The organism is Paraburkholderia sp. BL6665CI2N2 (assembly GCF_004366535.1).
GTDB lineage: Bacteria > Pseudomonadota > Gammaproteobacteria > Burkholderiales > Burkholderiaceae > Paraburkholderia.
In genome coordinates this window covers 6,936,637-6,949,135 of sequence record NZ_SORC01000001.1, presented here as the reverse complement: position 1 = coordinate 6,949,135, position 12,499 = coordinate 6,936,637, and the positions used below count along the sequence as shown (strand labels likewise).

Sequence of the window (12,499 nt, the reverse complement as noted above, 5' to 3'; positions counted from 1 at the left end):
GGAGGAATACATGTTCAACCGCCATCACAGCACGGCGGCCTCGATCGGAGCGCCGGCCGCAGGGCGCCTGCGCCGCGCGGCGCTTGTTTGCCTGAGCGCGCTGGCGCTCGCCGGCTGCGTGCAGCCGTGGCAGCAATACACCCAGGGCGCGGACGAATCGACCATCGTCGCGCGCCTCGGCCCGCCGCGCGAAAGCTACGACCTGCCGAACGGCGGCAAGCGGCTGATGTGGCCGACCCAGCCGATGGGCGAAACCACCACCGCAGCGGACATCGACGCGGCCGGCAAGATCGTCAACGTGCGCCAGGTGCTGCAACCGAACGAGTTCTATCGCGCCGAAATCGGCAAATGGACCAAGAGCGACGTGCTGGTGAACTTTGGCCGACCGGTCGAAACCTCGTATTTCCCGCTGATGAAGCGCGAAGTCTGGACCTATCGCTACCTGGAAGACAACGTCTGGTACATGATGTACAGCTTTTATTTCGACGAGCAGGGCATCGTGCGGCTCACGCAGAAAACGCCCGATCCGTTGCACGATCCGGATCGTCGAAGCCTCTTCTGAGCGCCCCGCGAACCAATCCGCATGAATCTACGAAGCCGCCTTCTCGGGCGGCTTTTTTTTATTTATTGCGCATCGCGGCGAATATTATTTCGTGCACAGACGATTTATTTTTTGATAGAAAGGCTTTCGTAAGCATTGATTCGGCGCTGGCCTCACATGAGGCCGCACGGCTTAGCCGTGAATTTCGGCGCCGAATGAATACGCCCCATTTACGGAGCCGCTCTCGATGAACCGTCCCAAACGCCTGCTAGTCGCCAATGTTGCCTGGGCGCATGAAACCGCCGTGCGCAACCCCCAGTTTTTCCGTGATCTGGCGCGAGGTCAGAATCCCCACGTACTGTGGATCGGCTGCTCGGACAGCCGCGTGCCCGCAGAGACCATTACGCATTGCGAGCCGGGCGACCTGTTCGTCCACCGCAACATCGCCAACCTTTTTCAGCCCGACGACGACAATTCGGCGAGCGTTCTCGAATATGCGGTGAAGGTGCTGAAGGTCGGCCACGTGATCGTCTGCGGCCACTACGGATGCGGCGGTGTGCGCGCCGCGCTGCTGCCGCCCGAGCCGAGCCTGCCGCATGTGAATCGGCGGATCGCACCGCTTTGCTCGCTCGCCAACGCGCATCGCGAAGAACTGCAGGACCTCGAGAGCGAACGTGAGCGTGTCAATCATCTCGCCGAGCTGAACGTGCTCGAACAGGTGCGCGGGCTGCGCGCACACCCCGTCGTGCGGGACGCCGATCCGACGCCGCTCGTGCACGGCTGGATCTTCGCGCTCGAAGACGGCCGCCTCAAGGTCCTCACGTCGGGCTACGACGCCGACGACGCCATGACCTGCGCGACCGCCGCCCACAGCGCGGCAGCCTAGCGCGATAGCCGCGCGAGACCTTATGCGAATCCGATCCGGTTCAGCTTTCGCCGCATACCAGGCGCCACTCCTTACTGCACCGACACCATGAACCTTCGAGCTTTTTTCTCCACATTTCAGCGCGACCTGCTGGCAGGCACGGTCGTTTTTCTGGTCGCCCTGCCGCTCTGTCTGGGCATCGCCAACGCATCGGGCGTCGAACCGTTTGCCGGGCTCGTCTCGGGCATCGTAGGCGGGCTGGTGGTGGCCGTGCTGAGCGGCTCACGTCTGAGCGTGAGCGGACCGGCGGCGGGCCTTGTCGTGATCGTCGTCGATGGGATCGCGCAGCTCGGCAGTTTCTCCGCGTTCCTGGCGGCCGTGCTGCTGTCCGGTGCAATCCAGTTCGGTTTCGGCATGCTCAAGGCCGGCCGTTTTGCAGCCTATGTGCCGTCGCCGGTGATCAAGGGCATGCTCGCGGCGATTGGCGTGCTGCTAATCGTCAAGCAGTTTCCGCTCGCGCTGGGACTGTCCCGCGTGGATGCAGCGTCCGGTGCGCAAGCCACCGCGCAGACAGCAGCGGCGATTGCCACGCCATTCGGTTCGATCTCGCTGGCGGCTTGCGTGATCACCGTGCTGTCGCTGGCGATTCTGATCGGCTGGGAGACTCGCGCATTTCGCCGCTTCGCACTGGTGCGCCGCGTACCGGCGCCGCTCGCCGTCGTTCTGCTGGGGATCGGCGCGACGTTGCTGCTCGGCGTGCTGGCGCCGTCGCTCGCGCCGCCCGCCGAACATCGCGTGGCGCTGCCGCCGCTGGAATCGTTCGCCGCGTTGCGGGTCGCTCTCGAATGGGCCGACTTCGGGCCACACTTCGCGCAACTGATCAATCCCGATGTCTGGCGCGTCGCCATCACGCTGGCGATCGTCGCGAGCCTCGAAACGCTGCTGAGCCTCGAAGCCGTCGAGCAGATCGATCCCGAGCGACGCGCCGCGCCGCCGGATCGCGAACTGAAGGCGCAAGGTATCGGCAACCTGATTGCCGGTGCGATCGGCGGATTGCCGATCACGTCGGTGATCGTGCGCAGTTCAGCCAACGTGCATGCGGGCGCGCAAAGCCGGCTCTCGGCGATCATTCACGGCATGCTGCTGCTCGTCAGCGTGTTTGCGCTCACCAGCGTCATCAACCTGATTCCGCTCGCCTGTCTCGCGGCGATTCTGATCTTCACGGGGATAAAGCTCGCCAAGCCGTCGCTGTTCGTCGCCATCGCGAAACAGGGCTTTGCGCCGTTCGCGCCGTTTATCGTCACCCTCGTCGGCGTGCTCGCGACGGATCTGCTGATCGGCATCGTGCTCGGCATTCTGTGCAGTGTGCTGCTCGCGCTGTATGCGAATCTGCGCAGTCCGATCGTGCTCGCGCAACATGGCGACCACTATCTGCTGTCGTTTCGCAAGGACGTGTCGTTTCTCGGCAAGGTGCCGCTCAAGCACTACCTGCAACAGATTCCCGACGGCGCCACCGTGATCGTCGATGCGACGCGCGCCGATTTCGTCGATCACGATGTGCGCGAACTGCTCGACACGTTCGTGGCCGATGCGCCGCGCCGCGGCATCGCCGTCGAAGTGCGGCATCAGGTGCAGGCACAGGCGCGCGCGTCACGCGGCTGGTCGGTGCGGCGCGCGGCGACGGAGTAACGCTGCTCGCAATGAACAAAGCCCCGTGCCAATCAAGGCACGGGGCTTTTCCGATTCATACGCCGACGATAACGACAACGGTACAACGACGTCTACGCCGTCACGCCGTTAGCGCGCGGCTGCCACGCCGCTCACTCCGAACGCTGCGGATTCAACCTGTCCGCGTTCGAATACAGCTTGTTGAGCGCCGAGATATACGCCTTCGCCGACGCCGCGACGATATCCGGATCGGTGCCGACGCCATTGACGATGCGTCCGCTCTTCGACAAGCGTACGGTCACTTCGCCTTGCGCCTGCGTGCCGGTGGTGATCGCATTCACCGAGTACAGCAGCAGTTCCGAGCCGCTGCCCACTTCTGTTTCGATCGCGTTCAGCGTGGCGTCGACCGGGCCGTTGCCGCGCGCTTCGCCGGTCACTTCCTTGCCTTCCATGGTGAACACGATCTTTGCGTGCGGCTGCTCGCCGGTTTCCGAATGTTGCGACAGCGACAGGAACTTGTAGTGCTCCCTCTCCTGCGCCTCGGCGGATTCTTCCGTGACGATCGCGATGATGTCTTCGTCGAAGATTTCCGACTTGCGATCGGCCAGTTCCTTGAAGCGCGCGAATGCCGTGTTCAATTCCGCTTCGCTGTCCAGCGCGATACCCAGTTCCTGCAGACGCTGCTTGAACGCGTTACGGCCCGACAGCTTGCCGAGCACGATCTTGTTCGCGCTCCAGCCTACGTCTTCGGCGCGCATGATTTCGTAGGTATCGCGCGCCTTCAGCACGCCGTCCTGATGGATACCGGATGCGTGTGCGAACGCGTTCGCGCCGACCACGGCCTTGTTCGGCTGCACGACGAAACCCGTGATCTGCGATACCAGCTTCGAGGCCGGCACGATCTGCGTGGTATCGAGACCGATGTCGAGGCCGAAGTAATCCTTGCGGGTCTTCACCGCCATGACGATTTCTTCGAGCGACGTGTTACCCGCGCGCTCGCCGAGGCCATTGATCGTGCACTCGACCTGACGCGCGCCGCCGATCTGCACGCCGGCCAGCGAATTCGCCACCGCCATGCCGAGGTCGTTGTGGCAATGCACCGAAAACACCGCCTTATGCGAGTTCGGAATGCGCTCGCGCAGCGTTTTGACGAGCTGACCGTACAACTCCGGCACGCCGTAACCCACTGTGTCGGCGATGTTGATCGTGGTCGCGCCTTCGGCGATCACCGCTTCCAGCACGCGGCACAAGAAGTCCATATCCGAGCGGCTGCCGTCTTCGGGCGAGAACTCGACGTCGTCGGTGAACTTGCGGGCGAAACGCACGGCCAGCTTCGCCTGCTCGAACACCTGGTCCGGTGTCATGCGCAGCTTCTTTTCCATATGCAACGGCGAGGTTGCAATGAACGTGTGGATGCGGAAGTGATCGGCGGGTTTGAGCGCGTCGGCCGCACGCTGAATGTCTTTGTCGTTCGCGCGCGCGAGCGAGCAGACCGTGCTGTCCTTGATCAGGCTCGCGATCGTGTGAATTGAATCGAAGTCGCCGTTCGAGCTTGCCGCGAAGCCTGCTTCGATCACGTCCACTTTCATCCGCTCGAGTTGCTTCGCGATACGGATTTTCTCTTCTTTCGTCATCGACGCGCCGGGCGATTGTTCGCCGTCTCGCAACGTGGTGTCGAATATGATCAGTTTGTCGGACATGTCGAGTCTCCTGCGGAGTCGTTCAATTATGGGGAGGGGATATTGGAATTGGCTGTTTGCGCTACCACTGGCGACGCTCGATCACGGACGAAGCGAACCGGGGACAAAAACGATCAGCGTGACCAAAAGCGTGACGTTCGGCGCGACGGTCCGCGCGGCGCACGCTCCAGCATAAGCACGGTCAGCGGCGCGCCGCGTGTCGAGACTCGTTGCGCGGCTCGGCAAGGAATGTAGACGCATTGATCCAACGACTATAGCGACATTCCCGCTGCCGTGCAATTAGCGCCGGACCTGCGTGAGACGGCCCGCGGAGCGCCGCGGTGCGGCCTCGCCGAAAGCAAAACGGCGGCCTGAAGGCCGCCGTTTTCCATGCCGTGCCTGGCAGCGCGCGCAAACCGCTCGCTACCGGCTGTTACCGGTCGACGGACACCGACCGGGCCGGATTCGCCCTGCCCCGCACCGCCTGATAACCCCAGAATACGTAGCCGGACAAGCCGTACAGCACGAACAGGCCGAACAGCATCAGCGGCGGGTCGGAGGACACCAGCACGAACGCGACCACCACCAGCAGAATCACCCCGAACGGCACGCGATGCCGCACGTCGAGCGCCTTGCCGCTGTAGAACGGCGCGTTCGACACCATCGTCACGCCGGCGTAAATCGTCAGCACGAAAGCAACCCACGGCAACCACACCAGCTTGAGCGGCACGCGGTTGTCCGTAGCGAGCCACACGAAACCGGCGATCAGCGCCGCCGCGGCCGGGCTCGGCATGCCCTGGAAGAAACGCTTGTCGACCACGCCGATGTTCGTGTTGAACCGCGCGAGACGCAATGCCGCGCCCGAACAGTAGACGAACGCCGCGAGCCAGCCCCAGCGGCCGAGGTCTTTCAGAATCCACTCGTACATGACCAGCGCCGGCGCCACGCCGAACGAGACCATGTCAGACAGGCTGTCGAACTGCTCGCCGAACGCACTTTGCGTATGCGTCATGCGGGCGACGCGGCCGTCCATGCCGTCGAGCACCATCGCCACGAAAATCGCGATGGCCGCGACCTCGAAACGCACGTTCATGGCCTGCACCACGGCAAAGAAGCCGCAGAACAGCGCGGCCGTGGTGAAGGCGTTCGGCAGCAGATAAATGCCGCGCTTTCTCAGGAACTGCTGACGCTGGGCGCGCCGGCTGTCGACCGCCGCCTCCGTCACCATCGGCTTGTTACGGCGGAACGGACGCGGAAGCGGTCCGCTGTTACGGGGTCGACGCGGTTTGAATGCGGCCATTCGGAAACCTCCTTGGTGCCGCTTTATAGTTCAGCGAGGATCGTGGACGACGCCGAAACCTTCTCGCCGATCGACACACGCGGACGGCTGCCCACCGGCAGATACACGTCGACGCGCGAACCGAAGCGGATAAATCCGTAACGTTGACCACGGGTGAGCGGCTCACCTGCCCGTACGTAGCAAAGAATGCGCCGCGCGATCAGACCGGCGATCTGCACCGAAGTCACCGTCTGGCCGCCGGCCATTTCGATCACCACCGCATTGCGCTCGTTTTCGGTCGAAGCCTTGTCCACCGCGGCATTCAGGTACGCGCCCGGGAAATATTCGACCTTGGAGATCGCGCCATCCACCGGCGAGCGCTGCGAGTGGACGTTGAAGACGTTCATGAACACGCTGATCTTCAGCGCTTCACGATTGGCATACGGATCATGCGCGGTTTCGACCGCGACGATACGGCCGTCGGCCGGGCACAGCACGGCATTCGCCTGCGTGGGGATAGGACGTGCCGGATCGCGGAAGAACTGCACGACGAAGATCAGGAGGAGCCAGAACAGCCATGAAAAGCCGAACCCCGCGATGAAGTGAACCAGCAATGCAACGACGGCCGCGATGGCGATGAACGGCCAGCCTTCTCGCGCGATGATCGGATGAGGGTAATTCATGAATGGCTTCTGTGTTTTTGTAAAACCGTAGGATAGCAAAAGCCGCCCAGGGTTCAGCACCCTTGGACGGCTTTTTGATCTGTCCGGCTGTTACGGCATAGCGCCGCACCGGACATCAGCTGGAAAAGCAGCTTAGTTCTTCGACTGGTCGACCAGCTTGTTCGCGGCGATCCACGGCATCATCGAACGCAGCTTGGCACCGACCGTTTCGATCTGGTGTTCAGCCGTCAGACGGCGCCGCGATTGCAGCGTCGGTGCGCCAGCCTTGTTTTCGATGATGAAGCTCTTCGCGTACTCGCCCGTCTGAATGTCGGTCAGCACAGCCTTCATCGCCTTCTTCGTTTCAGCCGTCACGATACGCGGACCCGTCACGTACTCGCCGTATTCGGCGTTGTTCGAGATCGAGTAGTTCATGTTCGCGATGCCGCCTTCATAGATCAGGTCGACGATCAGCTTCAGTTCGTGCAGGCATTCGAAGTACGCCATTTCCGGCGCGTAGCCCGCTTCCACCAGCGTCTCGAAGCCGGCCTTGATCAGGTCGACCGTACCGCCGCACAGCACGGCTTGTTCGCCGAACAGGTCGGTTTCCGTTTCTTCGCGGAAGTTCGTTTCGATGATGCCGGCACGGCCGCCGCCGTTCGCCGCTGCGTATGACAAGGCGATGTCACGTGCTGCGCCCGACTTGTCCTGCGCGACAGCGATCAGGTGCGGCACGCCGCCACCTTGCGAATAGGTGCCGCGAACCGTGTGGCCCGGTGCCTTCGGCGCGATCATGATGACGTCGAGGTCGGCTCGCGGAATCACTTGACCGTAGTGAACGTTGAAGCCGTGTGCGAATGCCAGCGCTGCGCCTTGCTTGGCATTGGCGTGCACTTCCTTCGCATAGACTTCGGCGATCTGCTCGTCCGGCAGCAGCATCATGACCACGTCCGCGCCCTTGACGGCTTCCGCCACTTCCTTGACTTGCAGGCCGGCGTTCTCAGCCTTGCTCCACGATGCGCCGCCCTTGCGCAGACCGACCGTGATGTTCACGCCGCTTTCCTTCAGGTTCAGCGCGTGCGCATGGCCTTGCGAGCCATAGCCGATGATGGTGACTTGCTTGCCCTTGATGAGGGAGAGGTCAGCGTCCTTGTCGTAGAAAACTTTCATGTCGGTTCCTTGGCTAAATTCGATGATTCAATGAAATTCAAATGCTGCAAATAGTGTGTTGCGTGGCCGGGTTGGTGCAGGCACGGCCCGGCCTGGATCGAGACGGTTGAACGCTCGCGCGTCACACCTTCAGAATGCGCTCGCCGCGACCGATCCCCGAGCCGCCCGTACGGACCGTTTCGAGAATCGCTGTGGCGTCGAGCCCTTCGATAAAGGCATCGAGCTTGTCGCTCGCGCCCGTCAGTTCGATCGTGTAGGTCTTTTCGGTGACGTCGATGATGCGGCCGCGGAAAATATCCGACATCCGTTTCATCTCCTCACGCTCCTTGCCGACCGCCCTCACCTTGATCAACATCAGCTCGCGTTCGATGTGGGCGCCCTCGGTAAGGTCGACCACTTTCACCACCTCGATCAGGCGGTTCAGATGCTTCGTGATCTGTTCGATCACGTCGTCCGAGCCAATGGAGACGATGGTCATGCGCGACAGCGAACGGTCTTCGGTCGGAGCCACCGTCAAGGTTTCAATGTTGTAGCCGCGTGCCGAGAACAGACCCACCACGCGTGATAACGCGCCCGGTTCGTTTTCCAGCAGGACGGAAATGATGTGTCTCATGATTCGCTTCTTCCAGATGTTTTGTCGATGTCTGCGAACGGTTCGCGCCGCTTCGTCCGCTTATCGCCTTTCATGGAGGCGCGCATGACGAAGCCGGCACCGCGTTTTTTAACTCAACGCGCCGTCGTTATAGATCTTCCGAACCCATGAGCATCTCGGTGATGCCCTTGCCGGCCTGAACCATCGGCCAGACGTTTTCGGTCGGATCGGTCTGGAAATCGAGAAACACCGTGCGATCCTTCAGGCGCAGCGCTTCCTTGAGCGCCGGCTCGACATCCGCCGTGCGTTCGATACGCATGCCGACGTGGCCGTACGCTTCGGCGAGCTTCACGAAATCCGGCAGCGCATCCATGTAGGAATGCGAATAGCGCTTGCTGTATTCGATCTGCTGCCACTGGCGCACCATGCCCAGATAGCGGTTATTCAGCGAAATGATCTTCACCGGAGTCTCGTACTGCTTGCAGGTGGAGAGCTCCTGGATACACATCTGGATCGAGCCTTCGCCCGTGATACAGAGCACGTCGTCGTCCGGGTGCGCCATCTTCACGCCCATCGCCGCCGGCAGGCCGAAGCCCATCGTGCCGAGGCCACCGGAATTGATCCAGCGGCGCGGCTTGTTGAAGCGATAGAACTGCGCCGCCCACATCTGGTGCTGGCCGACGTCCGAACACACGAAGGCATTGCCGTCGGTCAGTTCCCACGCTTTTTCCACCACGTACTGCGGCTTGATGATGTCGCTCTTGCGGTCGAACTTCAGGCAGTCTTTCGCGCGCCAGGCTTCGATGTCCTTCCACCAGTCGGCGAGCGCCGCGGTGTCCGGGCCATGCTCGGCCGTTTGCAACTGCTCGATCAACTCCTTCAGCACTTCCTTCACGTCGCCGACGATCGGAATGTCGACCTTGACGCGCTTGGAGATGGAGGACGGATCGATGTCGATGTGGATGATCTTGCGCGGACGCGACGAGAAGTGCGCCGGGTCGCCGATCACACGGTCGTCGAAACGCGCGCCGATCGCGATCAGCACGTCGCAGTGCTGCATCGCCATGTTGGCTTCGTACGTGCCGTGCATGCCGAGCATGCCGAGGAATTTCTTGTCGCTCGCGCGGTAGCCGCCCAGACCCATCAACGTGTTGGTGACGGGATACCCGAGCAGATCGGCGAACTGGTTCAGCTCGCGCGATGCATCCGCGAGAATGATGCCGCCGCCGGTGTAGATATACGGACGCTTGGCCGACAGCAGCAAGGACACGGCCTTGCGGATCTGCCCGGAGTGGCCTTTGGTAACCGGGTTATACGAGCGCAGCGAAACAGTCTTGAGCGGTTCGTACTGGCAAGGCGCTTTCGACACGTCTTTCGGAATGTCGATCAGCACCGGGCCGGGACGGCCGGTACGGGCAATGAAGAACGCTTTCTTGACGGTGGCGGCGAGGTCGCGCACGTCCTTCACGAGGAAGTTGTGCTTCACGCAAGGACGCGTGATGCCGACCGTGTCGCACTCCTGGAAGGCGTCCTGGCCGATCGCGGCAGTCGGCACCTGGCCGCTGATCACGACCATGGGAATCGAATCCATGTATGCCGTGGCGATGCCGGTCACCGCATTGGTGACGCCGGGGCCGGAGGTGACGAGGCATACACCGACCTTGCCGGTGGAACGCGAGTAAGCGTCGGCGGCGTGGACCGCGGCCTGCTCGTGGCGCACGAGGATATGCTGGAACTTGTCCTGCTTGTACAGCTCGTCGTAAATGTAGAGTACCGAGCCGCCGGGATAGCCCCACACAAACTCGACGTCTTCGTCGGCCAGTGCCTTCATGAGCACGGTGGCGCCGATAGAGTCAGCTTCAGGATGGGGTGTCGTATCCGACGTGGAGAATTCCGCGCTGGGCATATTCATTAATTCACCTTTCGAAATTTCGGCAAAAATTTGATCGGGTGCTCTCTGCCGGGCTTGTGGCTCGGGTTCAAGCGGCGCGTCCAGTTGACAGGTGAGCTTCTTGGGCCACACCTCAATTGAGACAAGTCACTTATGTTGCGAACCAGCGACGATATCTGCAGACGCCCGCGCGGTCAAGCAAATCTTGCCGTGCCGCCATCAGTCAAATCTCGCTAGCTCACCAGAAGCGACCGAAATCTTGTTGTAGACATGCAAGGTGCATCACGTTTCGCCCCAGCAGCGCAAAAGTTTGTTAGCATCCGCGAGTTTTACGACATTTTTCGACCGATTACGCGCACGCTCGCTGCGCCGACCCCCAACGGATGGCATCAGACAAGGAACTCGCCGATTTTCTGGCGGGCGTCGAAAGGCGCGCATTCAAGCAGACGGTCTACGCCGTGCGGGACGACGACGCCTCGCTGGATATCGTGCAGGACGCGATGATCAAGCTCGCCGAAAAATACGGCGACCGTCCGGCGGCCGAACTTCCGCTGCTGTTTCAGCGTATTCTGCAGAATGCGATGCACGACTATTTCCGTCGTGCCAAAGTACGCAATACTTGGGTCAGTCTGTTCTCGTCGCTCGGCAACGCCGACGACGAAGATTTCGACCCGCTCGAAACCTTCGAAGCCCAGCAGGGCTCGGCGGGCTCGGAGAGCAACGAACAGAAGCTCGAACGCGAACAGGTCCTGCAGTTAATCGACGACGAGATCCAAAAGTTACCGGCACGTCAACGGGAGGCGTTTCTCATGCGTTATTGGGAAGATATGGATGTCGCCGAGACTGCCGCCGCTATGGGCTGCTCCGAAGGCAGTGTGAAAACGCACTGCTCGCGGGCCACCCACACGCTGGCGCAAGCGCTCAAGGCCAAAGGAATCACGCTATGAGCTCCCTAGAAACTAAAGAACTCGAGTTCGCCCGCCAGGTGCGCCGCGCGCTCGACGAAAACGCTGCCAGCATTCCGTCCGCCACCGCCGATCGGCTCGCCGCGGCGCGCCGTGCCGCGCTCGCCCGCAAGAAGCCCGAAACCGTGAGCGCGCCGGTGTTCGTGCCGGCCTTCGCCGGCGCGGGCATGGCAGCCGGCATGCCGCCGGTCGAACTGCCGCAGCGCCGCCGGTCGCCGCTGCGCCGCTTCGCGCTTGCGTGGCCGCTGGCCGCGCTGGTCATCAGCCTCGTGGGCATTGCCTATTGGGAAGATCAGCAACGCACCGCCGAACTCGCCGATATCGATGCTGCCATGCTAAGCGACGACCTGCCGCTCAATGCCTATCTCGACCACGGTTTCAACGCGTACCTTTCACGCGCCCACTGAGCGGGAGATTCTTCGGGTGAGTTACAAGCGCGGCCTGGCCGTTGTTTTCGGATGCACGATCGCGGCCCTGGTGTCGTTTGCCGCGACTTATCCGCGCTTTTATCCGAGCCCGTCTCCGGCCAGCGCGCCTGTTGCGGGCGGCAACGTCACCGCCAAGGCGCCCGCGCCCACGCTTGCCGTCGAATTGCCCAGCCTGCCCGGCAGCAACAGCCCGATGGCGTGGTCGCGGCTGACTTCGGCCGAGCATATGGCGCTGGCGCCGTTCGAGGCCCAATGGGACTCCTTCAGCGAAGAACGCAAGCGAAAATGGGTCAAGATCGCGTCGCGTTACCCGAAGATGTCGGCCGATGCGCAAAAACGCCTGCACGACCGCATGACTGAATGGACCCGCATGACGCCCGACCAGCGGCGCGTCGCGCGTGAAAATTATCAGGTATCGAAGGAATTGCCGCGCGAAACCCGTCAGAACGCGTGGAAAGCCTATCAGCAGTTACCGGAAGAGCAGAAAGAACGCCTTGCCGCCAGCGAACGCAAGCGGCGCCCCAGCGTGGTCAGCGCGCCGCCCTCAGGCCGCACTGAAATCAAGGGGATCGATCGGCTCGTCAACGCGCGTGAGCACGGCGCAAGCCACGTGACAGCGGCCAGCGCCGCCGCGGCTTCGCTGCCGAGCCCCGTCGCCGTGCCGCCGATTCCCGCCGCCGGCAGCTTCGTGCCTGCTACGCCGCTGCCGGTTTCGCCAGCCGAAGCGCCGTCGATTTTCAACGGCTCCTGAGCCCGAGC

General features: G+C 62.2%; 12 protein-coding genes. 6 read left to right on the top strand and 6 right to left on the bottom strand.

Annotated features, from left to right (window positions below):
• The first annotated feature begins 10 nt into the window (after positions 1-10).
• The 3 genes from B0G81_RS31160 (at position 11) to B0G81_RS31150 (ending at position 3,095) form a co-directional block, all read left to right on the top strand.
• On the top strand, positions 11-562 hold the full coding sequence (locus B0G81_RS31160; RefSeq protein ID WP_116119424.1) for a hypothetical protein: 552 nt from the start codon (positions 11-13) through the stop codon (positions 560-562).
• A 226-nt stretch (positions 563-788) separates the two neighbouring features.
• A complete protein-coding gene (locus tag B0G81_RS31155) occupies positions 789-1,427 on the top strand; it encodes a carbonic anhydrase (protein ID WP_134140696.1) in 639 nt (212 codons plus the stop codon).
• A gap of 87 nt (positions 1,428-1,514) precedes the next feature.
• The gene (locus B0G81_RS31150) at positions 1,515-3,095 is read left to right on the top strand and encodes a SulP family inorganic anion transporter (protein WP_134140691.1); all 1,581 of its coding nucleotides are present in this window, start codon (positions 1,515-1,517) and stop codon (positions 3,093-3,095) included.
• Positions 3,096-3,226: 131 nt separating this feature from the next.
• Here the strand turns inward: B0G81_RS31150 and B0G81_RS31145 are convergent, their stop codons facing one another.
• From B0G81_RS31145 to B0G81_RS31120, 6 genes are all read right to left on the bottom strand, one after another.
• Positions 3,227-4,774 carry a 2-isopropylmalate synthase gene (locus B0G81_RS31145; protein WP_106280347.1) on the bottom strand — a complete coding sequence of 516 codons (1,548 nt, stop codon included), beginning with the start codon at positions 4,772-4,774 and terminating at the stop codon, positions 3,227-3,229.
• Between the two features lie 412 nt (positions 4,775-5,186).
• Positions 5,187-6,053: a CDP-diacylglycerol--serine O-phosphatidyltransferase gene (pssA, locus tag B0G81_RS31140; protein WP_012432366.1), complete on the bottom strand. Its 867-nt coding sequence runs from the start codon at positions 6,051-6,053 to the stop codon at positions 5,187-5,189.
• Positions 6,054-6,076: 23 nt separating this feature from the next.
• Positions 6,077-6,715, bottom strand: a complete 639-nt coding sequence (locus B0G81_RS31135; RefSeq protein ID WP_012432365.1) for a phosphatidylserine decarboxylase — start codon at positions 6,713-6,715, stop codon at positions 6,077-6,079.
• A gap of 132 nt (positions 6,716-6,847) precedes the next feature.
• A complete protein-coding gene (gene ilvC / locus B0G81_RS31130) occupies positions 6,848-7,864 on the bottom strand; it encodes a ketol-acid reductoisomerase (RefSeq protein ID WP_074763518.1) in 1,017 nt (338 codons plus the stop codon).
• A gap of 121 nt (positions 7,865-7,985) precedes the next feature.
• Entirely contained in the window at positions 7,986-8,477 is a 492-nt protein-coding gene (ilvN, locus tag B0G81_RS31125; protein ID WP_012432363.1) for an acetolactate synthase small subunit, read from the bottom strand.
• 127 nt (positions 8,478-8,604) lie between these two features.
• Positions 8,605-10,368 carry an acetolactate synthase 3 catalytic subunit gene (locus B0G81_RS31120; RefSeq protein WP_012432362.1) on the bottom strand — a complete coding sequence of 588 codons (1,764 nt, stop codon included), beginning with the start codon at positions 10,366-10,368 and terminating at the stop codon, positions 8,605-8,607.
• Between the two features lie 362 nt (positions 10,369-10,730).
• Between B0G81_RS31120 and B0G81_RS31115 the strand changes: the two genes are divergently transcribed.
• The 3 genes from B0G81_RS31115 to B0G81_RS31105 are packed head-to-tail and all read left to right on the top strand — an operon-like array spanning position 10,731 to position 12,491.
• Positions 10,731-11,294 (top strand): RNA polymerase sigma factor, encoded by a 564-nt coding sequence (locus tag B0G81_RS31115; RefSeq protein ID WP_012432361.1) that lies wholly within the window; start codon positions 10,731-10,733, stop codon positions 11,292-11,294.
• Positions 11,291-11,719: a DUF3619 family protein gene (locus tag B0G81_RS31110; RefSeq protein WP_134140689.1), complete on the top strand. Its 429-nt coding sequence runs from the start codon at positions 11,291-11,293 to the stop codon at positions 11,717-11,719. Before B0G81_RS31115 ends, B0G81_RS31110 begins: the two co-directional genes overlap by 4 nt.
• A 16-nt stretch (positions 11,720-11,735) precedes the next feature.
• The gene (locus B0G81_RS31105; protein ID WP_134140686.1) at positions 11,736-12,491 is read left to right on the top strand and encodes a DUF3106 domain-containing protein; all 756 of its coding nucleotides are present in this window, start codon (positions 11,736-11,738) and stop codon (positions 12,489-12,491) included.
• The last annotated feature ends 8 nt before the right edge of the window (positions 12,492-12,499 follow it).